Origin of the sequence: Klebsiella sp. CN_Kp100, from assembly GCF_040065315.1 — a bacterium.
Classification (GTDB): domain Bacteria; phylum Pseudomonadota; class Gammaproteobacteria; order Enterobacterales; family Enterobacteriaceae; genus Klebsiella; species Klebsiella oxytoca.
This window is the reverse complement of the sequence record NZ_JBEAIJ010000007.1, coordinates 1-26,441: the sequence shown is the minus strand read 5'-3', so window position 1 is coordinate 26,441 and position 26,441 is coordinate 1. Positions and strand designations below refer to the sequence as shown.

At 57.9% G+C, this 26,441-nt stretch carries 25 protein-coding genes; 17 read left to right on the top strand and 8 right to left on the bottom strand.

Annotated features, from left to right (window positions below; translation table 11 throughout):
- The 5 genes from rsmE to metK form a co-directional block, all read right to left on the bottom strand.
- The gene (gene rsmE, locus ABLV12_RS06925; RefSeq protein ID WP_348866937.1) at nt 1-732 is read right to left on the bottom strand and encodes a 16S rRNA (uracil(1498)-N(3))-methyltransferase; all 732 of its coding nucleotides are present in this window, start codon (nt 730-732) and stop codon (nt 1-3) included.
- A 91-nt stretch (nt 733-823) separates the two neighbouring features.
- Entirely contained in the window at nt 824-1,531 is a 708-nt protein-coding gene (endA, locus tag ABLV12_RS06920) for a deoxyribonuclease I (protein WP_004115375.1), read from the bottom strand.
- A 94-nt stretch (nt 1,532-1,625) separates the two neighbouring features.
- Nucleotides 1,626-2,126 (bottom strand): SprT family zinc-dependent metalloprotease, encoded by a 501-nt coding sequence (locus ABLV12_RS06915; RefSeq protein ID WP_024274713.1) that lies wholly within the window; start codon nt 2,124-2,126, stop codon nt 1,626-1,628.
- 77 nt (nt 2,127-2,203) lie between these two features.
- Entirely contained in the window at nt 2,204-3,598 is a 1,395-nt protein-coding gene (locus ABLV12_RS06910; protein ID WP_004105696.1) for a sugar porter family MFS transporter, read from the bottom strand.
- Nucleotides 3,599-3,981: 383 nt separating this feature from the next.
- Nucleotides 3,982-5,136 (bottom strand): methionine adenosyltransferase, encoded by a 1,155-nt coding sequence (gene metK / locus ABLV12_RS06905; RefSeq protein WP_004115371.1) that lies wholly within the window; start codon nt 5,134-5,136, stop codon nt 3,982-3,984.
- 702 nt (nt 5,137-5,838) lie between these two features.
- On the opposite strand from metK, the gene yqgB reads away from it, so the two are divergent.
- The 3 genes from yqgB (at nt 5,839) to speB (ending at nt 9,087) form a co-directional block, all read left to right on the top strand.
- Complete coding sequence (gene yqgB / locus ABLV12_RS06900) at nt 5,839-5,970, top strand: acid stress response protein YqgB (RefSeq protein WP_127472328.1); 132 nt, start codon at nt 5,839-5,841, stop codon at nt 5,968-5,970.
- Nucleotides 5,971-5,978: 8 nt separating this feature from the next.
- Nucleotides 5,979-7,955, top strand: coding sequence for a biosynthetic arginine decarboxylase (gene speA, locus ABLV12_RS06895; RefSeq protein WP_004105692.1), 1,977 nt, complete (start codon nt 5,979-5,981; stop codon nt 7,953-7,955).
- Between the two features lie 211 nt (nt 7,956-8,166).
- Nucleotides 8,167-9,087 (top strand): agmatinase, encoded by a 921-nt coding sequence (gene speB / locus ABLV12_RS06890; protein ID WP_004105690.1) that lies wholly within the window; start codon nt 8,167-8,169, stop codon nt 9,085-9,087.
- A 3-nt stretch (nt 9,088-9,090) separates the two neighbouring features.
- Here speB and ABLV12_RS06885 read toward each other — a convergent pair whose 3' ends face one another.
- Nucleotides 9,091-10,302: an MFS transporter gene (locus ABLV12_RS06885; protein ID WP_160887723.1), complete on the bottom strand. Its 1,212-nt coding sequence runs from the start codon at nt 10,300-10,302 to the stop codon at nt 9,091-9,093.
- A 425-nt stretch (nt 10,303-10,727) separates the two neighbouring features.
- Between ABLV12_RS06885 and ABLV12_RS06880 the strand changes: the two genes are divergently transcribed.
- The 14 genes from ABLV12_RS06880 (at nt 10,728) to ABLV12_RS06815 (ending at nt 23,435) form a co-directional block, all read left to right on the top strand.
- Nucleotides 10,728-11,051 carry a non-heme iron oxygenase ferredoxin subunit gene (locus ABLV12_RS06880; protein WP_004105687.1) on the top strand — a complete coding sequence of 108 codons (324 nt, stop codon included), beginning with the start codon at nt 10,728-10,730 and terminating at the stop codon, nt 11,049-11,051.
- Nucleotides 11,048-11,356: a recombinase-like helix-turn-helix domain-containing protein gene (locus tag ABLV12_RS06875; protein ID WP_004105685.1), complete on the top strand. Its 309-nt coding sequence runs from the start codon at nt 11,048-11,050 to the stop codon at nt 11,354-11,356. The genes ABLV12_RS06880 and ABLV12_RS06875 overlap by 4 nt, the downstream gene beginning before the upstream one ends.
- Nucleotides 11,357-11,366: 10 nt before the next feature.
- Nucleotides 11,367-12,389, top strand: a complete 1,023-nt coding sequence (locus tag ABLV12_RS06870) for an aromatic ring-hydroxylating dioxygenase subunit alpha (RefSeq protein WP_160887721.1) — start codon at nt 11,367-11,369, stop codon at nt 12,387-12,389.
- Entirely contained in the window at nt 12,389-13,138 is a 750-nt protein-coding gene (locus ABLV12_RS06865; RefSeq protein ID WP_016807911.1) for an SDR family oxidoreductase, read from the top strand. The genes ABLV12_RS06870 and ABLV12_RS06865 overlap by 1 nt, the downstream gene beginning before the upstream one ends.
- A 13-nt stretch (nt 13,139-13,151) precedes the next feature.
- Nucleotides 13,152-13,940 (top strand): IclR family transcriptional regulator, encoded by a 789-nt coding sequence (locus ABLV12_RS06860; RefSeq protein ID WP_004105673.1) that lies wholly within the window; start codon nt 13,152-13,154, stop codon nt 13,938-13,940.
- Between the two features lie 88 nt (nt 13,941-14,028).
- Nucleotides 14,029-14,955, top strand: a complete 927-nt coding sequence (locus ABLV12_RS06855; protein WP_032729243.1) for a VOC family protein — start codon at nt 14,029-14,031, stop codon at nt 14,953-14,955.
- The gene (locus ABLV12_RS06850; protein ID WP_064370406.1) at nt 14,952-16,139 is read left to right on the top strand and encodes an FAD-dependent oxidoreductase; all 1,188 of its coding nucleotides are present in this window, start codon (nt 14,952-14,954) and stop codon (nt 16,137-16,139) included. Before ABLV12_RS06855 ends, ABLV12_RS06850 begins: the two co-directional genes overlap by 4 nt.
- A 26-nt stretch (nt 16,140-16,165) precedes the next feature.
- Entirely contained in the window at nt 16,166-17,422 is a 1,257-nt protein-coding gene (locus ABLV12_RS06845) for an MFS transporter (protein ID WP_032729244.1), read from the top strand.
- Nucleotides 17,423-17,432: 10 nt separating this feature from the next.
- Nucleotides 17,433-17,963 (top strand): cupin domain-containing protein, encoded by a 531-nt coding sequence (locus ABLV12_RS06840; RefSeq protein WP_024274710.1) that lies wholly within the window; start codon nt 17,433-17,435, stop codon nt 17,961-17,963.
- A 9-nt stretch (nt 17,964-17,972) separates the two neighbouring features.
- A complete protein-coding gene (locus ABLV12_RS06835; protein ID WP_004105657.1) occupies nt 17,973-18,743 on the top strand; it encodes an alpha/beta hydrolase in 771 nt (256 codons plus the stop codon).
- The gene (locus ABLV12_RS06830) at nt 18,727-19,521 is read left to right on the top strand and encodes an SDR family oxidoreductase (protein ID WP_004115344.1); all 795 of its coding nucleotides are present in this window, start codon (nt 18,727-18,729) and stop codon (nt 19,519-19,521) included. The genes ABLV12_RS06835 and ABLV12_RS06830 overlap by 17 nt, the downstream gene beginning before the upstream one ends.
- Before the next feature lie 9 nt (nt 19,522-19,530).
- Nucleotides 19,531-20,295: an aspartate dehydrogenase gene (locus tag ABLV12_RS06825; RefSeq protein WP_004115341.1), complete on the top strand. Its 765-nt coding sequence runs from the start codon at nt 19,531-19,533 to the stop codon at nt 20,293-20,295.
- A gap of 15 nt (nt 20,296-20,310) precedes the next feature.
- Nucleotides 20,311-21,780 (top strand): aldehyde dehydrogenase, encoded by a 1,470-nt coding sequence (locus ABLV12_RS06820; RefSeq protein ID WP_004115338.1) that lies wholly within the window; start codon nt 20,311-20,313, stop codon nt 21,778-21,780.
- 14 nt (nt 21,781-21,794) lie between these two features.
- On the top strand, nt 21,795-23,435 hold the full coding sequence (locus ABLV12_RS06815; protein ID WP_004105645.1) for a thiamine pyrophosphate-binding protein: 1,641 nt from the start codon (nt 21,795-21,797) through the stop codon (nt 23,433-23,435).
- Nucleotides 23,436-23,661: 226 nt separating this feature from the next.
- Here ABLV12_RS06815 and ABLV12_RS06810 read toward each other — a convergent pair whose 3' ends face one another.
- Both ABLV12_RS06810 and ABLV12_RS06805 read right to left on the bottom strand, forming a co-directional pair.
- Nucleotides 23,662-24,930, bottom strand: a complete 1,269-nt coding sequence (locus ABLV12_RS06810; RefSeq protein ID WP_032726621.1) for an OprD family outer membrane porin — start codon at nt 24,928-24,930, stop codon at nt 23,662-23,664.
- Between the two features lie 378 nt (nt 24,931-25,308).
- The gene (locus ABLV12_RS06805; RefSeq protein WP_017145438.1) at nt 25,309-26,067 is read right to left on the bottom strand and encodes a M48 family metallopeptidase; all 759 of its coding nucleotides are present in this window, start codon (nt 26,065-26,067) and stop codon (nt 25,309-25,311) included.
- Nucleotides 26,068-26,441 lie beyond the last annotated feature (374 nt).

Here is a 26,441-nt window from a genome sequence, read left to right as displayed (position 1 = left end):
TCAACCTAAGTCGCCAAAACGCACCTGCAGGGCGGTAATGGCAGTGAGCGCAGTTGTCTCTGTACGCAGAACGCGCGGTCCCAACAGGATATCAGTAAACTGGTAGCGAGCGGTCATCGCTATCTCTTCTGCCGAAAGCCCGCCTTCCGGACCGATCAGCAGTCGGATACGTTCGACCGGCAGCGGCAGCGTATTGATGCTGGCGCTGGCGCGAGGGTGTAAATTGAGCTTCAGGCCCTCGTCCTGCTCCGCGCACCAGGTTTCGAGCTGCATTGCCGGGCGGATCTCCGGCACCACGTTGCGGCCGCTTTGCTCGCAGGCGGCAATGGCGATTTTCTGCCACTGCTGAATCTTCTTGTGCAAACGTTCGGCGTCCAGTTTAACGCCACAGCGTTCGGAAAACAGTGGCGTTATGAGGCTTACGCCAAGTTCGATCGATTTCTGGATGGTGAATTCCATTTTTTCGCCGCGTGACATCACCTGGCCTAAATGGATATGCAGAGGGGATTCGCGGTTATCGATTTTGCCGCTCTGTACTTCAACCAGCACATGTTTCTTACCTGCCTCGACAATGACCGCCTCGAAGACCTGATTGCTGCCGTCAAAAAGCTCGATTGCCTGGCCTTTACCCATCCGTAAAACGCGACCGACATGGTTGGCCGCGTCGTCGGAGAGGGCTATCTGGCTACCCGTGGTAATGAGTTCCGGGTGATGGATGCGAGGGATGCGCATGCTTGATATTCCGTTCTTCGCGCAGATATTGTCTTCCCTCATTAAAGAGGGAAGCGTGAAGCTGCAAATTAACAATTGCCGCTAGTGTAGGTTAGCTCTTTTGCGCCTGGCAAGCCTGCAGAACGTAAGGATTATGGTTGCCCTGAACTTTTGCAATACGCGCGTCGCGTTCGCATTCCCAGCGTGTTACCGGGTACAGCTTATTCCAGGCGGTAAACAGCTGGGTTTGCTGGCGGGAAAGATTGAGCTGGTAGCGGTCGCGCATATAGAAGTAGGTGCGGGCAATCGCGCCCCGGGCGCGAGCCGGCGGCTCGGCAACTTTATCTTTAAAATCAACCTTCATCGCGCACTGGCCGTACTGGCCTTCGCCACCGTTCCACTGGCTGTACATAAAGTTGGCGCGATCGCCGTTGACCTCGCCAACCGCCGGCTGCAGGTTATGCATGTCGCTTTCCATCTTGCGATAGACCGGATCTTTGGCGCAGTTTTTCCGCCCGCCGTCCTGCCAGCATTGAAGCTGGTGACCAAACTGCCAGGCCGGAACCACGTGTTCCCACTCTACCCGGCTGGCGCGGTTCTCATTTTTACGCACTTTATAGCCGCATGATTCCAGATCGATAACGCCCTTTTTCCCCTGCCAGTTGATTTTACAGCCGCAGTAGAAATCGCCGGGGACGTCGGCGTTGACCTTGACGCCAGCGGCTTTGGCCTGAGAAAAACTGTTGATTCCCTCCGCAGCAAGCGGGGCACACGCCGCCGCGCTAAGAAACGCGGCAGCAAAAATATAAATACGGGACATCGTTAACTCCGTGTCAAAACGAGCCCGCAACGTAACGAATGTGATTGCCTGATGCAATCAGTCAGATCAGAAAATTTCCAGTTATTTCCGGAGATTACTTTTCCGCCACCAGCACGTCGCCGCAGCGCACGCAGCGATAGGTGGCCTCACCGCGCATCACGCGGTTGTGGCGGCGAACGGTAAGCTGATGCTGCTGACACTGGCAGCGGTAGGGGAAGGTATTTTTACGGACAGAATCGAGTTCGAAACGATGAGTACGCAGCGCCGGTACGCCCAGTACGCTCTCCATCATCCATTTCCACTCTTTTCCGTGCGGCGCCACGCGGCCAAAGTGTTTCCATACCAGCAGATGGGCCAGCTCGTGCGGCACGACTTCGTCGATAAAAGCCTGCTGGTTTTCCAGCAGCAGCACCGGGTTAAGGCGAATTTCGTTTTTCTCCAGCCAGGCGGTACCGGCGGAGGTTCCCCGCTGCTGATAAACCAGCACCGGTTCAGGGTAATGTCGTCCCAGCTTGAGGTTCGCTTTGGCAAGATTTTCCCGCAGGCTGCGCATAACGGCCTGTTGAAGGGCAATGGGAATTCGGGGTGTTTTCATAGCGCCAGAGGATAGTGCGGCGGGATGAGGAGAGCAAGAAGAAGCTTCCTCCCGGAGGGGAGGAAGCGTGTATCGTACTAGTCGCGCGCGCCGATTTCGCGCAGTTTACGGCCTTTCATCAGATTACGTTCAATATGTTCCAGCGAAACGTTTTTGGTTTCCGGGATCAACCACAGAGTCAGGAAGATGAACAGGATGTTAAGGCCGCCATAGACCCAGAAGGTGTTGGCGCTGCCCAGCGAGTTCAGCATCGTCAGGAAGGTCGCGCCGACGATCATGTTGGCAATCCAGTTGGTCGCCGTTGAGCAGGTGATACCGAAATCACGCCCTTTCAGCGGCTGGATTTCGGAGCACAGCACCCAAATCAGCGGGCCGGCGCTCATCGCAAAACCCACGATGAACATCAGCAGCATCAGGACGGCAAAGTACTGCGCCGTGGCGGAGTGGATGCCGATATGCATCATGCTGCCCAGCACGCCCATGCCGAGTGCCATGACGATAAAGCCGAGGATCAGCGTCGGTTTACGGCCCCAGCGGTCAACCAGTCCGATGGCGATAAAGGTCGCCAGAACGTTGGTCAGACCGACGATGACGGTCCCCCACATCTGTTCGGTGGTGTTGGCATAGCCCGCCAGTTCAAAAATCTTCGGCGCGTAGTACATGATGACGTTCATACCGGTGAACTGTTGCATCACCTGCAGCAGGACGCCGAGGAACACCGCGCGGCGGAAGTTGCTGTTTTCTTTGAACAGCGACCAGCCGGACTGTTTTACCTTCAGGCTTTCGCGGATCTCATCCAGCTCGCGTTTCGCTTCAGCGCTGGTGTCGCGCAGGCGCAGCAGGACGCGTTCGGCATCGACAAAGCGGCGCTTAGCGGCAAACCAGCGCGGGCTGTCCGGCAGGAAAACCACGCCAATCAGCAGCAGCACCGCCGGGATAATGATCACCCCGAGCATCCAGCGCCAGGCGCCGCTGTAGCTGAAAGCGGTATCCGAAAGATACGCCCCGAGAATACCAATGGTGATCATCAGCTGGTACATCGAAATCATGCTGCCGCGGATTTTTTCCGGCGCAATTTCCGACAAATACAGCGGGGCCGTGTAGGAAGCGACGCCAACGGCGAGGCCGAGCAGCACGCGGGAAATGAGCAGGACTTCCACATTCGGGGCGGCGGCGGAGAACAGGGAACCGGCAACGAACAGGATGGCGCCAATCATCAGGCTTTTTTTACGCCCGAGTTTGAAGGAGAGCCAGCCGCTGCCGACCGCGCCGACGGCGGCGCCGAACATCATGGAGCTTACTACCCATTCCTGCGTATGAGCGCTTATCTGGAACTCGTTGGCAATAAAGGGTAAGGCACCCGCAATAACACCAATATCCAGGCCAAATAGCAGGCCTGCCAGTGCGGCGAGGAAGCAGACAAAGAACGTCATCGTCTTGTTTGAACGCCCTTGTTTTTTGTTGTCAGGCATAACGCCCTCCGGTTGAGTTATTGATTCTGTCGAGGCATAGGGTAGGTAAATGCGTAGTAAAAAAATGTGATAATAATCACGCTGGTGTAATCGGTTACACTATCGTAAAGAAAGGTAATCACATTTAATTTATTTAAATCAGCATTTTAATAAAGTTTAGCTCAAGAAATTTAAAGCGCTAATCAGAGTTTGCTGAAATATTGTGTAACAAAGCCAAGGGTTATTACATTTTTCGCGCACGTCGGGGAAAAGGATGTTGCACATGGGATGTAATCGCTTCCATAGGAAGCTTTGCAAAGGGCTGGATGCAGAGGCTGCGGTTATACGGTTGAAAATAAAAAGGCCAGCGCGAGGCTGGCCTTAAGAGCGAGAAGAGCAGGGGCTTATTTCAGGCCGGCCGCTTCGCGCAGCTGAGCTGCTTTGTCGGTTTTTTCCCAAGGGAAATGTTCGCGACCAAAGTGACCGTAAGCCGCCGTCTCTTTGTAGATCGGGTGCAGCAGGTCAAGCATCTGGATCAGACCATACGGACGCAGGTCGAAGAACTCACGAACAAGTAGCGTCAGCTGCTCGGACGGTACTTTTTCGGTACCGAAGGTTTCAACCATAATCGAGGTCGGCTCTGCGACGCCGATGGCGTAGGAAACCTGAATTTCGCAACGATCGGCCAGACCGGCGGCAACGATGTTTTTCGCCACATAGCGCGCCGCGTAGGCCGCAGAACGGTCGACTTTAGACGGATCTTTACCGGAGAACGCGCCGCCGCCGTGGCGAGCCATGCCGCCGTAGGTATCAACGATGATTTTACGCCCGGTCAGGCCGCAGTCGCCCATCGGGCCGCCGATAACAAAACGGCCGGTTGGGTTGATAAAGAATTTGGTCGCGCTGTTCAGCCACTCGGTCGGCAGCACCGGTTTGATGATCTCTTCCATTACCGCTTCCTGCAGCGATTTCTGATCGATGCTTTCGGCGTGCTGTGTGGAGAGAACGACCGCATCAATACCGACAACTTTGCCGTCGTCGTACTGGAACGTCACCTGGCTTTTTGCGTCCGGGCGCAGCCACGGCAGGGTGCCGTTTTTGCGTACTTCAGCCTGACGCTGCACCAGACGGTGAGCGTAGGTGATCGGCGCAGGCATCAGCACATCGGTTTCGTTAGTCGCATAGCCAAACATCAGGCCCTGGTCGCCCGCGCCCTGCTCCAGCGGATCGGCGCGGTCAACGCCCTGGTTGATGTCCGGAGACTGTTTACCGATAGCGCTCAGCACCGCGCAGGAGTTGGCGTCAAAGCCCATATCGGAATGCACGTAGCCAATTTCACGGACCGTATTGCGGGTGATCTCTTCAATATCAACCCAGGCGCTGGTAGTGATTTCGCCACCCACCAGAACCATGCCGGTTTTGACGTAGGTTTCACATGCTACGCGCGCTTTTGGATCCTGTTCAAGGATCGCATCCAGCACGGCGTCGGAGATTTGGTCAGCAATTTTGTCGGGATGCCCTTCGGATACGGACTCTGACGTAAAGAGGTGTTTTGCCATGTTTTATTTCACCTGTGGACGATTCGGGTAGCTCATACTGTTGTGTAGAATGGCTTTGACGGATGACTCTACCAAAGCTTGCAGGTAGTGACACGAGCAGTCTGAGTGTTAATCAGTATAGATGGATTAACTTCTGGACGGCTATTTTAGGGCAGTTCTTGACCCCATTTCCAGCCTTTTTTGATATTCGTCGCATTTATAGAAAAAGGGCGGTGGCAATTTTTCCTGACAATGCCCGGCAACGCGCATATTTTTATTTTGCTTTTTACCCCGCTTATCGGTATAAAACGCCGCGCGCGGCTCATTAAAACAGCGCACGAGCACTCACCTCGTGACGCCACTTCCAGCCGGGTTAAGCAGTCTGTATTGACAGAGTCCCGCAGCGGCGTTTTTGCTGGCTGTCCGGAACCTATAGCTTTGGCTTGTCGCTGGCCCGTACCGGGGCAGTGTGGAGGTGATACCAGATAATGAACCCACGTTTTTCGCCTGACTCGTCGCGTCGTTCCGTCGCGCGTCACTATTCCTCAATCCGCATCTCTCTCATGCAAACCAGCCGATGTTCTACCCATCTCGGCGCTTCTCAGGATTCCAGGGCCGGCAGGCTACAGGAAAACTGAACAAGGGCGCTCTTGCGATAGCAAGGGTTTTCTCGTGGTTTCTCCGGACTGTCATACTCCGTTCGGGTACGTGTTTTACGATAATATGAATAAGAAACCGGTCGCTCAGCCGCAAGTCCAGCACTATCTACTGGGATTTCGGACTGTTTATGGGTTGTTATCGCTTCTTCGGATTGCGATAGTAGTCAACTGTTTTACACTTGTTACTAAAATTTGAGGTTCGCTATGTCTGACGACATGTCTTTATCTTCGCCTTCGTCAGCAGGCGATCACGGTGTACTACGTTCCATGCAGGAGGTTGCGATGAGCTCCCAGGAAGCCAGCAAGATGCTACGTACTTACAATATTGCCTGGTGGGGTAATAACTACTACGACGTTAACGAACTGGGCCATATCAGCGTCTGCCCGGATCCTGACGTTCCGGAAGCGCGCGTTGACCTTGCCGAGCTGGTGAAAGCGCGTGAAGCTCAGGGGCAGCGTCTGCCTGCACTGTTCTGCTTCCCGCAGATTTTGCAGCACCGCCTGCGTTCGATTAACGCCGCCTTTAAACGGGCGCGTGAGTCTTATGGCTATAACGGTGACTACTTTCTGGTTTATCCCATCAAGGTTAACCAGCATCGCCGCGTGATTGAATCGCTGATCCACTCCGGCGAACCGCTGGGTCTGGAAGCCGGCTCGAAGGCCGAGCTGATGGCGGTACTGGCGCACGCCGGTATGACCCGCAGCGTGATTGTTTGTAACGGTTATAAAGACCGTGAATATATCCGCCTGGCGCTGGTGGGTGAAAAGATGGGCCATAAGGTCTATCTGGTCATTGAGAAAATGTCGGAAATCGCCATCGTGCTGGAAGAAGCCGAGCGGCTGAACGTGGTGCCGCGTCTTGGCGTGCGTGCGCGTCTGGCTTCGCAGGGCTCTGGCAAGTGGCAGTCCTCCGGCGGCGAAAAATCCAAATTCGGCCTCGCGGCGACCCAGGTTCTGCAGCTGGTTGAAATTCTGCGCGCCGCAGGGCATCTCGACAGCCTGCAGCTGCTGCACTTCCACCTTGGCTCGCAGATGGCCAATATTCGCGATATCGCCACCGGCGTGCGTGAATCGGCGCGTTTCTACGTCGAGCTGCATAAGCTGGGCGTGAATATTCAGTGCTTCGACGTTGGCGGCGGTCTCGGCGTTGACTATGAAGGGACCCGTTCGCAGTCCGACTGCTCGGTGAACTATGGCCTGAACGAATACGCCAACAACATTATCTGGGCAATTGGCGATGCCTGTGAAGAGAACGGTCTGCCGCATCCGACGGTGATTACCGAATCCGGCCGTGCGGTCACCGCGCACCACACCGTACTGGTATCCAACATCATCGGCGTTGAGCGTAACGAATATACCGAGGCGACCCCGCCCGCGGAAGATGCCGCGCGTCCGCTGCAAAGCATGTGGGAAACCTGGCTGGAGATGCAGGAAACCGGCAACCGCCGCTCGCTGCGCGAATGGCTGCACGATAGCCAGATGGATCTGCACGATATTCATATCGGCTACTCCTCCGGCACCTTTAATCTTCAGGAACGCGCCTGGGCCGAGCAACTGTATCTGAATATGTGCCATGAAGTGCAGAAACAGCTCGATCCCAGCAACCGCGCGCATCGCCCGATAATCGATGAGCTGCAGGAGCGTATGGCGGATAAGATTTACGTCAACTTCTCTCTGTTCCAGTCGATGCCGGATGCATGGGGTATCGATCAGCTATTCCCGGTGATGCCGCTGGAAGGGTTGAACAAGGTACCGGAACGCCGCGCGGTGCTGCTGGATATCACCTGCGACTCCGACGGCGCAATTGACCACTACGTCGATGGCGATGGCATTGCGACCACCATGCCGATGCCGGAATACGATCCGGAAAATCCGCCGATGCTGGGCTTCTTCATGGTAGGCGCCTACCAGGAGATTCTGGGCAATATGCACAACCTGTTCGGCGATACGGAAGCCGTAGACGTGTTTGTCTTCCCTGACGGCAGCGTCGAAGTGGAGCTGTCGGATGAGGGGGACACCGTCGCGGATATGCTGCAGTACGTCCAGCTGGATCCGAACACGCTGCTGACGCAGTTCCGCGATCAGGTGAAAAAGACCGATCTCGACGCTGACCTGCAGCAGCAGTTCCTTGAAGAGTTCGAAGCGGGTTTATACGGCTACACTTATCTGGAAGACGAGTGATATACGTCCTCTCCGTAGCGGAGAGGGAAGAGAGAGGGGAAGGCTCATTACGCCATTCGCCAGACTCACTTGAACACGTAGACATTTGCGGCGATAATTCGCCCAATTAAGCAGCAAACTTATTCAAACCCTTCCTCGTCGGGCCTAACGACGCGGAGGGGTTTTTTTATATTTGTATTTCAATACAACGACTGTAAAAGAGGTCATACCCATGAGCACCTTAGGTCATCAATACGATAACTCCCTGGTATCCAACGCATTTGGCTTTCTGCGTCTACCGATGAATTTTATGCCGTACGACAGCGATGCGGACTGGGTCATCACCGGCGTACCGTTTGATATGGCGACCTCCGGACGCGCGGGCGGGCGTCATGGCCCGGCGGCGATCCGTCAGGTGTCGACTAACCTTGCGTGGGAGCATAACCGTTTCCCGTGGAACTTTGATATGCGCGAGCGGCTGAACGTCGTGGACTGCGGCGATCTGGTTTACGCTTTCGGCGATGCGCGTGAAATGAGTGAAAAGCTGCAGGCGCACGCGGAAAAACTGCTGGCGGCAGGTAAGCGCATGCTTTCATTCGGCGGCGACCACTTTGTGACGCTACCGCTGCTGCGCGCTCATGCTAAGCACTTCGGCAAAATGGCGCTGGTGCATTTTGATGCCCACACCGATACCTACGCCAACGGCTGCGAATTTGACCACGGCACCATGTTCTATACCGCGCCGAACGAAGGCCTGATCGACCCGCACCATTCAGTGCAGATCGGCATTCGCACCGAGTTTGATAAGGACAACGGGTTTACCGTGCTGGATGCGGGTCAGGTTAACGACCGCAGCGTCGACGACGTGATCGCTCAGGTGAAACAGATCGTCGGCGATATGCCGGTATACCTGACCTTTGATATCGACTGCCTGGATCCGGCGTTTGCGCCGGGCACCGGTACACCGGTGATCGGCGGACTGACCTCCGATCGCGCGATCAAGCTGGTGCGCGGCCTCAAGGATCTGAACATCGTCGGTATGGACGTGGTGGAAGTCGCTCCGGCCTATGACCAGTCCGAAATCACCGCCCTGGCGGCGGCGACGCTGGCCCTGGAAATGCTCTACATTCAGGCGGCGAAAAAAGGCGAATAAGCCTCAGACGCTGACTGCTGCTGCGCGACGCATGCGCAGCAGCAGCATGCCTCCGGCGCAAAGCGTTATCAGCTGCGATACCACCAGTACCGAGAATCCTGAGCTTACCGATCCCGCCGATTTCATGACCATTCCCATCAGCAGCGGGATAAACGCCGCGCAGATATTACCGATGCCATTAATAATGCCATAGGCGCTGCCTACCGCTTCGCGCGGCGCATGATGCTGCACGACCGCCGGGATCGCCGCGCCCTGCAGTCCCCAGAAAACGTTCGCCGCCAGCATAAACAGCGCCAGCATCGCCTGCTGGTGGCTGAGCATCAGCGCCAGTACCGACAGGGCGGTCAGCAGGCCGCCGATAATAAACAGCACCGGCGCCTGCTCCGGGCGCATTTTATCGAGAAGTACCCCTCCGAGAAATTTTGAACCCAGGCTCAGCAGAAACGGAACCGCCGCCAGCAGGCCGGTAGCCTGTAGCGAGAAGTGATGCTCGTCGCGCAGCCAGGCCGGCAGCCAGGCGCTGCTGCCCCATAGATAGCTGAGGGTGGCGATCTCCACCAGCAGGATCCAGCCCAGCAGCGGCGTGCGCCAGGCGAGGGTCAAGGTTGTAATCATACCGAGCCTGGCGCGGCGTTCATTGACGACTGGAGCAGGTAAAAAGCGCCAGACTAAGCCGCCGCCGAGCAGCAGGTTGAGCAGCGCCAGGGCGTAAAACGATCCCATCCAGCCGACGTGCGCCATCAGCCAGGTGACCAGCGGAAAGCCTGCCGCCAGCCCGAGCGAAACGCCGAGAGCGGTCACGGCGTTAGGTTTACCGACCTCATCGGCGGCGAAGCTATCGCTGATAAAGCGGGTTTTCAGCGAGAATAGCGGCCCCTCGGCAACGCCGAGAACGATGCGCGCGATTAACATTCCCAGCAGGGAGCCCAGCAGCGGAGAAACCGCGCAAACCAGCGCCCATATCGCTACGCTGCTTAACAGCCCCTGGCGATAGTTGAGCTTACTTTCTATAAGGGGAGTTAATATTAAAGCCGATAAACCATAACCAAGAAGAAAGCATGTCATCAGCATGCCTTGTAACATTCTGTTTTCATTTAAATGAAAGTGAGCGGCAAATTCGGGGTTCAGAATCATCACTGAGATATTTACCCGATCGACGTAAGAAATAATTATTAACAGAAGTATTGCGATAGTACCTTGCCATCTTGCCGCCATGATTTACCTCTTTTTAAATTTAATACATTTTGGTTATTATTTTTTTGACGCCAGAAATAATCACTTAACTAAAATGGTTCACCTATGAAACTCATTGTTTATTAAGGTTTAATTTTCTTTTTGTTTCATATGTGAAACACCGCAAGCTCCCTTCCTGTTCATTTTTAACGATCTTCATGAAAAGAAGTCAATAGCGCATTTTGTTTCTGAAGAGATAGCGTTTTTTATAATGAAAGGGCGCTTTAAATATCATCATTTCATCTGGCTGCTTTTTTTCGTGATCAATTCCACAGTTAGCTAATTAAAAAGCCATTCATTAACAAATTAGTCACATTGCTGCTTGACGAAAGATTCATCGCTTTTATATTGACCGTATTAAATAAGAAACAGAGTTTCATATATGAAACAAAGCCCGGAGGAATGCGATGAGCTGGATTGGCGTGTGTGACGCGGAGCAAGTACAGGAAGATTTCCCCTATAGCGGCAGTATCGACGGTAAAGAAATCGGTATCTATCTGATTGATGGCGAATATTACGCGCTGGAAGACGTTTGTCCCCATGCGTATGCGCTGCTGAGCCAGGGCTTTGTCGAAGATGGCAAGGTGGAGTGCCCGCTGCATGAAGCGGTATTCGACGTCAAAACCGGCCAGTGTCTGCACGGCCCCGGCGGGCGCAACCTGCATCGCTACCCGGTGCGGGTATACGACAAGCAGATCCAGATTTCTTTTATCGAGGAGAACGTGGCATGAGCGAAACCCTGGACTTTAACCCGGCGCTGCCGGAAAGCCGTCAGTTTACGCCGCCGGCGGAAGGCGGAAACGGCAACATTCACAAACCCGGCGACTACACCAATCTGATCTGGCAAACCCGCAGCCGGGTGCCGGAAAGCTGGGAGCTACAGCTTATCGCCACCCTCGAGACGCTCTTTGAACAGGGCGCGGAAAGCCTCGGTGAGCTGGTGAACGGCCTGAACGGCGTCAGAATGCACGACCAGCAGGGGGAACCGTGGAGCGAGAGCAGCTTCCAGGCATTTCTGCAGGTAAACGGATACTGAGGACACAGCGATGACAACAACGGTACAAAACTATCTTGATAAAGGATTACGCGGCCTGTGGTATCCGGTGCTGGCGAGCTGGGAAGTGCAGTCGGCGCCGGTGGGGATTACCCGCCTCGGCGAACAGATTGTGATCTGGCGCAATAAAGATGGCCAGGTGCAGGCGCTGGAAGACCGCTGCCCGCACCGCGGCGCGCGCCTGTCGATGGGCTGGAACCTGGGCGATCGCATTGCCTGCTGGTATCACGGCGTGGAAGTGGCCGGTAACGGCGAAGTGAAAGACGTCCCGGCGGTTGACCGCTGCCCGCTGGTGGGTCAGCAGTGCGTTCGCAGCTACAGCGTTCAGGAAGCGCATGGCGCCATTTTCCTGTGGTTTGGCGTCACCGCCGACCAGCAGCCTGATGAGCTGAGCTTTCCGGAAGAGCTGGCCAATAGCGACAAATTTAGCCACTTCCTGTGTACCGCAGCGTGGAAATGCAACTACCAGTACGCGCTGGAAAACGTGATGGACCCGATGCACGGCACCTATCTTCACTCCTCCTCGCACTCGATGGCGGAAGGCGATCGCAAAGCCGACATGGTGCTGCAACCGACGAAAACCGGGTTTATTTTTGAGAAGAAAGGGCAGGTTGGCGTTAACTTCGACTGGGTCGAACTGGGCAGCAGCGGGGCCTACTGGATGCGCCTCTCTATTCCGTACAAAAAGCGCTTCGGGCCGGGCGGCCACTTCTGGATTGTCGGCATGGTGGTGCCGGAAGATAACGACAACTGCCGCGTCTTCTTCTGGCGCATCCGCGGCGTACAGGGCTGGCAGCGCGATCTATGGCGATTTATGTACCGCAACCGCCTGGAAAAACTGCACTGGGAAGTGCTCGAACAGGATCGCGTGGTGCTGGAAAGCCTGGCGCCGAATGCCCGCGATCGCGAATATCTTTATCAGCACGACGTCGGCCTTTCCCGCCTGCGCCGCATGATGCAGAAAGCGGCAAAAGAGCAGCTGGCGGCCCTGGAAGAGCAGCAGGGAGCCGCCTGATGAACGGTCTGTTGAACGGGAAACGTATCGTCGTCACCGGCGCGGCGCGCGGCCTGGGCTACCACTTTGCCGAAGCCTGTGCCGGGCAGGGAGCGGCGGTAGTGATGTGCGACATTCTGCGGGGCGAACTGGCGGAAAGCGCTCATCGTCTGCAGGAAAAGGGCTACTGCATTGAATCCCATGAGATCGATCTCGCCGATAGCGAGTCGATCGACCGGGTATTCAGCGCTATCGGCGAGCGGGGGGCGATCGACGGGTTAGTGAATAATGCGGCGATGGCCACCGGCGTCGGCGGGAAAAACATGCTCGATTACGATCCGGATCTGTGGGATCGGGTGATGACGGTTAACGTCAAAGGCACCTGGCTGGTGACCCGCGCGGCGGTGCCGCTGCTGCGTGAAGGGGCCGGGATCGTCAATGTCGCTTCGGATACCGCTCTGTGGGGAGCCCCGCGGCTGATGGCCTACGTGGCCAGTAAAGGTGCGGTGATAGCGATGACCCGCTCGATGGCCCGCGAACTGGGGGAGAAACGGATCCGCATAAACGCCATCGCGCCGGGGCTGACCCGCGTTGAGGCGACGGAATACGTGCCCGCGGAACGCCATCAGCTGTATGAAAACGGTCGCGCGCTCAGCGGCGCGCAGCAGCCGGAAGACGTCACCGGCAGCGTAGTCTGGCTGCTCAGCGATCTGTCGCGGTTTATCACCGGCCAGCTGATCCCGGTCAACGGCGGTTTTGTTTTTAACTAATAAGTGAGGCGGTATGGCGAACGAGCAGGAAGTGAAGTATCTGGTGCCGGGGCTTGAGCGCGGCCTGCAGCTGCTGCTGGCTTTTGGCGAACAGCATCGCGATCTGACCTTCGCCGAGCTGCACCGGCTGGTGGATATGCCGAAAGCGACCGCCTATCGCGTGGTGCAAACGCTGGAGTATATGGGCTTTCTCGAACGCAACGCGCGCACCAATACCTTTTCGCTGGGGATGAACGTGCTGCGGCTGGGCTTTGAATATATTGCCTCGCTGGATATCGCCCAGGTAGGTCAGCCGGTTATCGAGCAGTTGCGTGATGTCAGCCAGTGCAGCAGCCATCTGGCAATCCGCGATGGCCGGGACATCATCTACATCGCTCGCGTCAGCGCGGCCGGTTCGCGGATAAACCAGGTCAGCGTCGGCACCCGGCTGCCGGTGCACTGCACCTCGCTGGGCCGCATGCTGCTGACCGATGTTTCACGCAGCGAGTTTGAACAGCTGTTCCCCAACGAGCGGCTGCCGGGCAACACCCCGGGCCAGCTGCACGATCGCGAAGCGCTGTGGCAGATGGTGCAGCAGGATAAAGCCCGCGGCTATGTGATTGGCGAGTCGTTCTTTCGCCACGGCATTTCGTCGATTGTCTACCCGGTGTATGACCGCAGCGGCCGGGTGGCGGGAGTCGTCAGTATCCTGGTGCCCTCCGATGAGATCCCGCAAAGCGATCGCGAGCGGCTGCAGAACGACGTCAGCCTGGCGGCGGACAAAATTTCCGGTTTCCTGGGATATTTGTCTCAGGCAAGTTAAATCAAACACTTAACGGCAGGCGCTTGAGTGCGTCGGGCATGTTTTACGCCCAAATTCGGGCGACTGAACGGTAAAGAGGCGACGAAAAATGAGTATTACCGGAATTGAAAAGCTGGAATTTGGCGTAGATGACCTGAACCATAGCGCCAAATTTATGCACGATTTTGGCCTGGCTGGCGACGCCAGAGGCCGCGTGTTCACCACCCTCAGCGGCGCGCGCATTGAGCTTAACCCGTTGGAGGCCGCCGACCTGCCGCCGGCTTTTGAAACCGGCAATACGCTGCGCCGTATGACCTGGGGCGTGGCCGACCAGGCGGCGCTGGAAGCGCTGCGTCCAAAGCTGGAACGTCAGCCTGGCTTCCGCAGGGTCGACGGCGCGCTGGAGTGCCTCGACCCGAACGGCATGACGCTGCGAGTGCAGGTCAGCCAGCAAAAGGCGGTGGAGCTGAACGTCGAGCCAATTAATCAGTGGGGCGATATTCGTCGTATCGACACGCCGAGTCCGGTTTACGACCGCGCGCAGCCGATCAACGTCGGCCACGTGGTGTTCTTCGTTGAAGAGCTGGCGGCGGTCGAAAGCTTCTATCGCGAGGTGCTCGGCTTCCAGGTGTCAGACCGCTACATTAACCGCGCGGTCTTCCTGCGCTGCGGCGCGCGCGGTGGCCATCACAACCTCTTCCTGCTGCAGCTGCCGAACCGTAAGCGCGGGCTGAATCATGTTGCTTTCACCGTCCGCGATATTCACGAGGTGATCGGCGGCGGCATCGCGATGAACAAAAATGCCTGGAGCACTTTCATCGGCCCCGGTCGCCACCCGGTCTCCTCGGCCTACTTCTGGTACGTCAACAGCCCCACCGGCGGCGCCTTCGAGTACTACACCAACGATGATTATCTGACGGAAAACTGGCAGCCGCGCGAACTGGAGCACTCGTTGGTCTCCTTTACCGAGTGGGCGGTGGAGGGCGGAATCGACCACGATACCCGCCGCCAGCAGAAAAAAACGGAGGCGGTATGACGGCGCGGATCGTGATAGTCGGCGGTGGCCAGGCGGGCGGCTGGGCGGCGAAAACGCTGCGCGACCAGGGCTTCGGGGGCGAGATTTGCGTAGTGGCGGAAGAGGAATGGGATTTCTATGAACGGCCGCCGCTGTCCAAAGCCGCGTTGCTGGATACCGATGCGCAGCTACCGCGCTTGTTTTCGCACGAGGCGCAGCAGGCGCTGAACCTGACCTGGTACCGTCCGCTGCGTGCAGAGCGGATTGACCGACTAGCTAAAACGGTGATTTTAAGCAACGGCGAACGCCTGAGTTACAACGTCCTTTTAATCGCCACCGGGGGGCGAGCGCGTCTACCGGACGAGTCGTGGGCGGCGCATCCCCAGGTTTATACCCTGCGTCACTGGCAGGATGCGCAGCGTCTGAAAAGTCGTCTGGCGGCAAGTCAAAAACTGGCGATAGTCGGCGGCGGCTGGATTGGCCTTGAGATTGCCGCTTCGGCGCGCAAATGCGGCGTGGCCGTAACCCTCTATGAGCAGCAGCCAGCATTGTGCATGCGTTCGGTGAGCGCGGAAGTTTCGCAGGCGCTGGCGCAGATGCACCGCGAGCAGGGTGTCGATATTCGCTGCGGCTGCGGCGCGCTGGAGCTGGAAGAGGATAACGCTCTGCCAACGCTGCACTGCGACGGCCGGCGGGAAACCTTCGATGCGGTGGTGGTGGGGATCGGGGTCGATCTTAATCTCGAACTGGCGCGCGACGCGGGGCTGAAAACCGAGCGCGGGATCGTTGTGGATAGCCAGGGGCGAACGTCGGATCCGTTCATCTTTGCTGCCGGGGATGTGGCGCAGCATCATCATTATGGCCTGTGCATCCAGTCCTGGGCCTTCGCCCAGAATCAGGCGGTGGCGACGGCAAAAGCGATTCTCAACCCCGATGCGCCAGGCTACGACGACGCGCCGTGGCTGTGGTCGGATCAATATCAGCACAATATCCAGATCCTCGGTATTCCGCAGCCGGGCAGCAGAACGATAGCGCGTGAAGATTCGCTGTACTTCTCGCTGGACGAAAACGGGCGGCTGACGCAGCTGGTGGCGTTTAATGATGCGCGCACCGTCAAGCTGGCGAAGCGCTGGATGGCGGCGGGGCGAGATTTATCCGCTGTACCGCTCGCCGACCCGGCTTTTTCACTGATGTCATTGCGATAGCTAACCCGCACCCTTAAGGGGGAGAAATGACCACATTAGAGACTAACGCCGCGCCTGCTGAGGCGAGCGGCGAGGGCATCCGCACGCCTGAAAAAGCGGTTCGCTGGGCCATTCCGCTGTCGCTGCTGGCCTGCGTACTGCTGGCGTTCTTCGACAAAATCAGCATCGCCGCGCTGTTTTCCGATAGCCACTTCCAGCAGGCGATGGGGATCGATTTCGACACCACCCGTCTGGGCATACTGATGAGCGCTTTTCTGCTGAGCTATGGATTCTCTTCGGTGCTGCTAAGCGGCCTGGGCGACCGTATTGCGCCGCTGCGCCTGCTTACCGGAATGATGGCGGTGTGGTGCGTTTTGATGCTGGTGATGGGCTTTACCCATAACTATACGCTGATGGTGACGCTGCGAATTTTGCTGGGTATCGCCGAAGGGCCGCTGTTCCCGCTGGCGTTCGCTATCGTCCGCCATACCTTTCCCCAGCATTTGCAGGCGCGCGCCACCATGCTCTGGCTGCTCGGGACGCCGGTCGGCGCGGCGATTGGCTTCCCGCTGTCGATTTGGTTGCTTAACACCTTCGGCTGGCAGAGCACCTTCTTTGTGATGGCGATGCTGACGGTACCGGTACTGATTTTTGTGCGCATCGGGCTGCGCGGCATCACGCTGGGGGCAAAAGCCAGCGGCGGGCAAACGTCGCAGGAGGCACGCCGCAGCGCGCGCCGCGAGCTGTTTGTCAGCCCGCACTTCTGGATGATCTGCATCTTCAACATCGCCTTTCTCGCCTATCTGTGGGGCATCAACGGCTGGCTGCCCGGCTACCTGATTAAGGGTAAAGGCATTCATCTCGAACACGCCGGCTGGCTGTCGTCGATGCCGTTTATCGCCATGCTGCTCGGCGAAATTATCGGCGCCTGGCTGTCTGACCGCGTCGATAAGCGCGCCGCCGCCTGCTTTATTTCCCTGGCGGGCGCAGGCATTGGCCTGGCGGCGGTGATGCATTTCACCACCCCGCTGCCGGTGATTGCGGCGATGAGCTTTAGCACCTTTATGTGGGGGACCGGCGCGCCGAATATCTTTGCGCTGCTGGCCAAGGCAACCCATCCGCGAGTCAGCGCCACGGCGGGCGGGATTTTCAACGGGCTGGGAAACTTTGCCGGGGCGCTATCGCCGGCGGTGATGGGCGCGCTGATCGCCTTCACCCACAGCATGGATTCCGGGCTGATTTTTCTGGCGGTGATGGCGGCGGTGGGCTGCGTCCTGTTACTGCCGCTGCTAAGACGTTACTGAGGATAAAACGATGACTGATTCAACCGTAACTGCAAAACCGAGTCTCAAACCTGAACATCTGACGATGGAAGAGTGGGTCGAGTCGCGTATCGCGCGCTTTGAAGGCCGTAAATACGACTGGAATGCGCTGAAGTTCCAGGCAGATTTCGACCCGAAATATCGTCGCGCGCAGATGCGCTACATCGGCACCGGCGCGACCGGCGTCGCCAGCGATAGCAATACCGTCCAGGCGGAACACTTTACCTTCTCCACCATGGTACTGCCGTCCAAGTGCGAAGGCCCCCTGCACCTGCATGATGATGTGGAAGAGGTGTTCTTCATGCTCAAAGGGCAGATCACCCTGATGATTCAGGATGGCGACAACTACACCGAGACCGTTCTGCGCGAACGCGATCTGATTTCTGTTCCTGCCGGGATTTATCGCGGGCTATTCAACCACGGCGAGGAAGAAGCGCTGATGTGCGTGATGCTCGGTACGCCAAAGCCGCATATTCCGACCTACCCGGAAGATCATCCGCTGTCGAAAGTGAAGCGTAGCTAAGGGGGGATGATGACGGGTTTTCGTGAACAAGGAAGCGGTACGCCGCTGACGCTGCTGCACGGCATCAGTTCCGGCGCGGCCTCCTGGCATAAACAGATGGCGCTTCCCGGCTACCGCGTGCTGGCCTGGGATATGCCCGGTTATGGCGAAAGCCCGATGCTTGCGACGGCGAGGGCGGATGCCGGCGCCTACGCCGATGCGCTGGCGCGGATGCTTGACCGCGCCGGGGTGCAGAAAACCGTTCTGCTCGGCCATTCGCTGGGCGCGCTGGTCGCCGCCGCTTTCGCCGCCAGATATCCCCAGCGCGTGCGGTATCTGGTGCTGGCCGACGTCGCCCAGGGCTACGGCCAGGCGGAGGCCGCGCAGCGGGAAAAAATCTGGCAGGGACGTCAGCAGCAAATGGCTCTGGGCGGCGAGGCGATGGCCGAGGGGCGGGCGGCGAAGCTGCTGCGCGCCGGCGCGCGCGAAGCCGATGTGGCGACGGTCGCGGCAGGCATGCGCAGGCTGCGCAGTGAAGGCTATCTCGCCGCCGCCTGGATGCTGGCGCACGACGACATCCACCGCTGGCTTGCCGGGTATCGCGGCCGCTTCGCCGTGTGGTGCGGCGAGCAGGATGCCATCACCCAGCCCGAGCTGGTGCAGGGGGTGGCACTACGCTACGGCATGCCGTATCTCGCCATCCCGCAGGCCGGGCACGCCAGCTATCTCGATAACGCTACGTTTTTTAACCAACAGCTTTTACGCATAGGGGAAGAGGTGCGCGATGAATGCACAAATTGAAGGACGCGTCGCGGTGGTCACCGGCGGCTCGTCAGGGATTGGCTTCGAAACGCTGCGCCTGCTATTGGGCGAAGGGGCGAAAGTCGCCTTTTGCGGCCGCAACCCGGACCGGCTGGCCAGCGCTCACGCGGCGCTGTTAAACGAATATCCCGCAGGCGACGTGTTTTCCTGGCGCTGCGACGTTCTGAACGAACAAGAGGTTCAGGCCTTTGCAGATGCGGTCGGGGCCCACTTTGGCGGCGCTGACATGCTGATAAACAATGCTGGCCAGGGCTATGTCGCCCATTTCGCCGATACGCCGCGCGAGGCCTGGCTGCACGAAGCCGAACTGAAGCTGTTCGGGGTGATTAATCCGGTCAGGGCGTTCCAGCCGCAGCTTGAACGGTCGGACATCGCTTCAATTACCTGCGTGAACTCGCTGCTGGCGCTGCAGCCGGAAGAGCACATGATCGCCACCTCAGCCGCCCGCGCCGCGCTGCTTAATATGACGCTGACCCTGTCGAAGGATCTGATTGGCAAAGGAATTCGCGTCAATTCCATTCTGCTGGGCATGGTCGAATCCGGGCAGTGGCAGCGCCGTTTTGCAGACCGCAGCGATAAGAGCCAGAGCTGGCCAGAGTGGACCGCCGACATAGCCCGTAAGCGCGGGATCCCGATGGCGCGGCTTGGCAAACCACAGGAACCGGCGCAGGCGCTGCTGTTTCTCGCTTCGCCGCTGGCTTCGTTTACCACCGGCGCGGCGCTGGATGTGTCCGGCGGCTTTTGCCGTCACCTGTAAGGAAAGATGATGAAAAAGGTGATGTTAATCGGCTATGGCGCGATGGCGCAGGCGGTCATTGAGCGGTTACCGCCGCAGGTGTCGCTGGGCTGGATCGTGGCTCGCGAGCCGCATCATGCGGCGATCCGCCAGCAGTTTGCCGGGGCGGTTACGCCGCTGAGCGATCCGCAGCAGTGCGATCGGACGCCGGATCTGGTGCTTGAATGCGCCAGCCAGCAGGCGGTAGCGCAGTACGCCGAGGCGGTGCTGGCCCGCGGCTGGCATCTGGCGGTGATCTCCACCGGCGCGCTGGCGGATAGCGAACTGGAACAGCGCCTTCGCCAGGCGGGCGGCAAGCTCACGCTGCTGGCGGGCGCGATAGCCGGTATTGATGGCCTGGCGGCGGCGAAAGAGGGCGGCCTTGAGCGCGTGACCTATCAGTCGCGTAAAAGTCCGGCCAGCTGGCGCGGCAGCTACGCTGAGCAGCTTATCGATCTCAGCGCGGTACATGAAACGCGCATTTTCTTTGAAGGCAGCGCCCGCGAAGCGGCGCGGCTGTTTCCGGCGAATGCCAACGTGGCGGCGACCGTGGCGCTGGGCGGTATCGGTCTCGATGCCACCCGGGTGCAGCTGATGGTGGATCCGACGACCCAACGCAACACCCATACGCTGCACGCCGAAGGACTGTTCGGCGAGTTTCACCTGGAGCTGAGCGGTCTGCCGCTCGCCAGCAATCCCAAAACGTCGACCCTGGCGGCACTGAGCGCGGTACGCGCCTGCTGCGAACTGACATAACGCAGAGAGGCTGAGATGGACGAGTTAGACATTTTTATCGGCGGTCAGTGGCGGCGCGGCGGCGGCAACCTGATGCACAGCCGCTTTCCGGCTGATGGATCGCTTAACGCTTCATTATATGCGGCCAGCCTGGACGACCTGCAGGAGGCGATCGACTGCGCCGATCGCGCATGGCGGGAACCGACGTGGCGGACCATGCTGCCGCATCAGCGGGCAAAGATCCTGCATAAGGTCGCCGATCTGATTGAAGCGCAAATTGACGAGTTAACCCGTAAACAGAGCCGCGACAACGGTAAACCGCTGGCGGAAGCGCGGGGCCTGGTCATGAGCGCGGCGGGCACCGCGCGCTATTTTGCCGCCGCCTGCGAACTGCTGGAAGGCGAGCTGCCGACGCCGCGTCAGGCGGATCTGCTGACCTTGAGCCGCTATGAACCGCTGGGCGTAGTGGCGGCGATTACGCCGTGGAACTCGCCCATCGCCAGCGAAATGCAGAAGGTGGCTCCGGCCATCGCCGCCGGTAACGCGGTGATCCTCAAGCCGGCGGAAGCGACGCCGCTGATGGCGCTGGAGCTGGCGAAGATTTTTGCACAGGCCGGATTACCTCCCGGGCTGCTGAGCGTTCTGCCCGGAAAAGGCTCGGTCATTGGCGATGCGCTGGCTCGCCATCCTAAGGTGCGCAAAATTTCCTTTACCGGCGGTACCGCTACCGGGCGGCATCTGGCGCACGTGGCGGCGGAAAAGCTGATCCCGGCGTCGCTGGAGCTGGGCGGCAAATCGCCAACTATTGTGCTGGAAGATGCCGACATCGAACAGGCGGCGCGGGGTATCTGCTACGGCATATTCAGCTCCGGCGGCCAGGCCTGCATCGCCGGATCGCGTCTGTTCATTGATGAAAAAGTCTATCCGCAATTAATGGCCCGCCTGCTGGAATTAACCCGAGGGCTGCGGGTGGGCCACCCGTTTAGCGCGGATACCCACGTCGGACCGCTGATTAACGATAAGCATCGTCAGAGCGTGCTGGAGTATGTCGAGCTGGCGAAGCGCGAAGGCGGTAGCGTGCTGTGCGGCGGCGAGATCCCGGCGGATCCGGCGCTGGCGGCGGGCAGCTACTTCCTGCCGACGATCGTCGAGGGACTCAACAACCGGGCTCGCGTCTGTCAGGAAGAGATCTTTGGGCCGGTACTGGTGGCGATGCGCTTTCGCGACGAAGCGGCGCTGATCCGCGAGGCCAATGATTCGGTGTTCGGGCTGGCCGCGGGGATCTGGACGCGCGATACCGGCCGCGCCCTGCGCCTGAGCGAACAGCTGGAGGCCGGTACGGTGTGGATCAACACCTACAAGGTTTTCTCTATTTCGTCCCCGTTTGGGGGTTTTAAAGAGAGCGGTCTGGGCCGCGAAAAAGGTATCCAGGGCCTGAAGGCCTGGATGCAGCAGAAGAGTATTTATCTGGCGACGGGTAATAGCGTCAACCACTGGTGTGATTGAGAGAAGGGTGAGCAATGAGTGAAATGATAACCGTCGGCGACGCCATCGCCAGAACGCTGGAGCAGTATCACGTTGAAGCCATATATGGCGTCATTTCTATTCACAATCTGCCGATCGCCGATGCCGTCGGCCAGCGGGAAAAAATCCGCTTCGTCCCGGCGCGCGGGGAGGCGGGATCGGTGACCATGGCCGACGCCCACGGGCGTTTTTCCGGGCTCGGCGTGGCGCTGACCAGCACCGGCGCCGGGGCGGGCAACGCCGTCGGCGCGTTGGTTGAGGCAATGAACGCCGGCACGCCGCTGCTGCACCTGACCGGTCAGGTCGAAAAGGCCTGGCTGGATGCCGACACCGGGTTTATTCACGAAACCCGCGATCAGCTGACCTTCCTGAAAGCCAGCTCAAAGCGCGCATACCGTATCAGTAACGCCAATCAGGCGGTAGCGCTCCTGCATAAAGCGATTCAGGATGCGCAGACGCCGCCGTGCGGTCCGGTCTCGGTTGAAATTCCGATCGATATTCAAAGCGTGAAAATTCCGCTTTCGCTGCTGACCACGCCGCTGAAAACGCCACCGGTGGCGGAAGCTGAAGAGGCAATGGTTGATGCGCTGTGGGTTCAGCTTAAGCAGGCGAAGCGGCCGCTGCTGTGGCTCGGCGGCGGCGCTTTAGAAAGCGGCGAGGCGGTGAAGACGCTGGCCGATGCCGGGATGACGGTGATTTCCAGCACCCATGGCCGCGGTATTCTGCCGGATAGCCACCGCGCCAGCCTGCGCGCATTTCACAATTCCCCATCGGTTGAAGCGTTGATTTCACAATGTGATTTCACACTTGTCGCTGGTTCACGTCTGCGCAGTAACGAAACGCGCTCATGGACGCTGGAACTGCCCGCGCCGCGGGTGCAGATTGATATCGACCCGGCGGCGGCCAGCCGTAACTATCTGATGGACAATACGCTGGTGGCGGACTGCCGCGCGTTTTTAGACGCGCTGGCGGAACGAGCGCAGGGGCGAATATGGGGCGACGCGCGCTGGGATAGCCAAATAAAAGAAGCGGTGGCGATGGCGGAGCAGGGGCTGCGCGAACAGTGCGGTGATTACGCCAGATTAAATGACGCTATCGCGCAGGCGCTGCCGGAGAACGGTATCCTGGTTCGCGATATTACCGTGTCCGGCAGCCTGTGGGGGAGCCGCCTGTTTCGCGCCCACGGTCCGCTGATGAATATTCATTCTCTGGCCGGTGCTATCGGTATGGGGCTGCCGATGGCGATCGGCACCGCAATTGCTAATCCGCAGCGTAAAGTGGTGGGGCTGGTCGGCGACGGCGGACTGAGCCTGAACCTCGGCGAGCTGGCGACGTTGGCACAGGAGAAGGCTAACGTGACGCTGCTGATTATGAATGACGGCGGCTACGGCGTGATGCGCGGTATTCAGGATAAGTACTTTGGCGGCCGCCAGTATTATAACGAGCTGCATACGCCGGACTTTACGCTGCTGGCGCAGGCCATCGGTCTGCAGGCGTGGAGCGTCGATCGGGCGGATGATTTCCAGGCGGTGATGACCGAAGCGCTGGCGATGCCGGGGCCGTCGGTGGTGGAAGTGAAGATGGGACAGATCGGCGCGCTGCGTTTTGCCGGGCCGCCGCAAAAGACGCTGTATTAATCATCATCGATAGCGCCATTGCCGGAGAACAACCCGGTTTACACAGCGTGTAGCCGGGCGACATACTTCCCCGGTCTTTTGGGAAAAGTCTGCGACTCCATGACCCAAAACCCTCTCCCTTCCATGGAGAGGGTACCGCACCGCACAGGGGGTTAATCAAGGCGTCGGGCGGCGGCACCTGCGCGCCGGGAGAGGGCCAGGCGGCAGGGTCGGGTTCATGACAGGGTTAAAATACGTTAAACGGATATTCGACGTAAAAACGCACTTCATTGCCGCTGACGTTATAGTCGCTGGCATTGCTGGAAACCCGCAGCACCGAGTAGCGCAATCTGAACTTCAAATCTTTCGCCACGCCGTTCTGAACCTGATATTGCAGCTGGTTGAACCATTCGTGTTCTTTACCATTGCTGGTTTCCGCAGTTTTAATGTTATCGCCGCGCACGTAGGCGGTAGTCCAGGTCAGTCCTGGTAAACCCAGCCCGGCAAAATCCAGTCCATAAGAGGCCTGCCAGGAACGTTCATCTTCGCCATTAAAATCAGACCAGTAGGAGTTAGCCAGCCAGATGGTATTGCCGCCGTCGCCGACGCCGCCCTGGTTGCGATAGCCGCCGTAGTGATAGCCCGTACTACCGCTGCTTTGCTGGTATGCAACTTTAAAGGTATGGATATCCCGGATATAGCTGGCGGCCAGACTCCAGATGCTGTTACTGCGTCCGGTGTTCTGGGCATCGGCGTATTCTTGCTCCAGACGTGAATTATAGCCGTTAAAATCGAGTATCAGCTGCTGGCCAGTAGCGAATGGCTGCTTATAGTTAAGGCCGAGATATTGCTTGTTCAGCACGTCTTCGACGTGAGAGGCATAAAGCGCGCCGCTGAACTGGTCGCTGAACTGATAGCTGGCGCCGCCGAAAGTCAGGCTTTTCAAACCGCTGTCATGACTGTCGTCGCTCTTACGCTGTTGATCGGTTAGATAGCCCGCGTTGATTTCCAGACCGTCAATTTCTTTCGAAGTTAGCATGGTACCGGTATAGCTCTCGTACAGCAGACGAGAATCGTCGGCGTAGACGATCGGCAGCATGGGGCGTTGGTTGCCGTAGCTGAGCACGGTATCAGAGAAGCGCATTTTGGCGGTGGCGCCGAATTTAGCGAGATCGGATTTTGCCCGGCCGTCGTTGTCCTGGGCGAAAAAGTCGATGCCCCCCGCGCCGCTGCGCCCCCGGCCACCGTCAAGCCTTACGCCATACTGGGCAATACCGTCTACGCCGAAGCCGACCGGTCCCTGAGTAAAGCCGGACTCGAAGGTGGCGATAATCCCCTGTCCCCATTCGGCTTTATCCGCCAGCCCATCGCGATAATCACGTTTGATATAAGCGTTGCGTAAAAACAGATCCAAATGACTGTCTTCGATAAAGCCCTGACTCGTTGATTGTTGGCTGGCAAAGGTTGGCGCGGTGGCAATAAAGCCAAGTGCGATTAACGATAATTCTTTTTTCACTGATGGGACTTCTCTGCTGTCGATATATTCAAGGGAATCACTGCAGCCCGGATATTCTCCTGAAATAATGTTGAAAGCAATCATTGTGTGAGCAGGTGTATCGACAGGAAACAAACGGTATACCCATGTTGCCGGCCCGCAGGACGACAGGGGTGGACTATTTAATTATTTGCTGCAAAGCGCAACTCAAAGAGGGATCGGGTGTCGCGTTTTAAATTTACGAAATAATATTTTATTGAGTGAATGGATATAAAATAATTGGCTGTCATGAACGCTAAAAATAATTAACGGTTTGTGCGCTTAAATTATCAATTAATGCGGCTAACTATTTTTCGCTAACCGATAAAAAAGGGAGGCGATAAGGCCTCCCGCTGTCGATTATTTAATCCCGTCGGCCTTCATGCGATCGCGGATATGCTGAGCGCGTTCTTCCGATGCCGGGTGGTCATCAAACATTGAGCTTTGGCGTCCGGCTTCCAGCTTCGCCAGTTTTTCGAAGCTGGTCGCGAGGCCCGCAGGATTAATTCCGCGTTTGCGCAGCAGATCGTACGAGTAGTCATCCGCCTCGGACTCCTGACGCTGGGAGAACTGTGAGTTCACCAGCTTCTCGCCAAGATCGCCCAGCTGCGACTGCGACAGGCTGCCGACGATACCGCCAGCGGAGGCCGCCGCCGCGCGTACCGCGTTGGTGCCTAATGCCACCTGCATGCCTTTCTTCACATGGCCCAGCGCGACGTGACCCATTTCGTGGCCGATAACCGCTTCGACTTCATTATCATTCATCAAATCCATCAGTCCGCTGTAAACGCGGATACAGCCGTTAGCCATGGCGAAGGCGTTAACGTCCTTGGTCTGGTACACCTTATAGTTCACCGGCTGGCCGTTGATGTTGTCCCCCAGCGCGGCGGCGATTTTACTCAGACGTTTGCTGTATTCACTGCTGGCAGGCGCGATAGTCGCTTTCGCATCCATCTCCTGACAGGCTTTGTCGCTTAGGGCCTTGACCTGCTCATCGCTGAGTGAATAAGCCTGGAAAGCTTCTGCGCCGGAGCTAAGCAGACCATTGGAGTCCATGTTCTGACATCCGGTAAGCGTTGCTGCGATCCCAAGGGCAAGAAGAGCTGAGCGAATTTTCATTTTTTTATCATCCACAATCTTATGGTTCTTTATCCGAAAAAACGGCGATGGCTGACCTGCCGTATCCTGTGCAAATTATAAATACTATATGAGAATGCGGGCGAGAGGATTACGCCGTAGCACAACGTGTTCCAGAGATTTCTTAAACGGCAAAAGGATGCTCCATGTACATGCTTTGCCGCTTAGGTTACATTGTTCACACTTTTTTCCGGCGTAGCCCAAAACGCGCTGTCGTCAAGTCGCTGCGGGCATGGCCTTCATTATCCGATCTGGAGTCAAAATGTCCTCACGTAAAGAGCTTGCTAACGCTATTCGTGCGCTGAGCATGGACGCAGTACAGAAAGCCAAATCCGGCCACCCGGGTGCCCCGATGG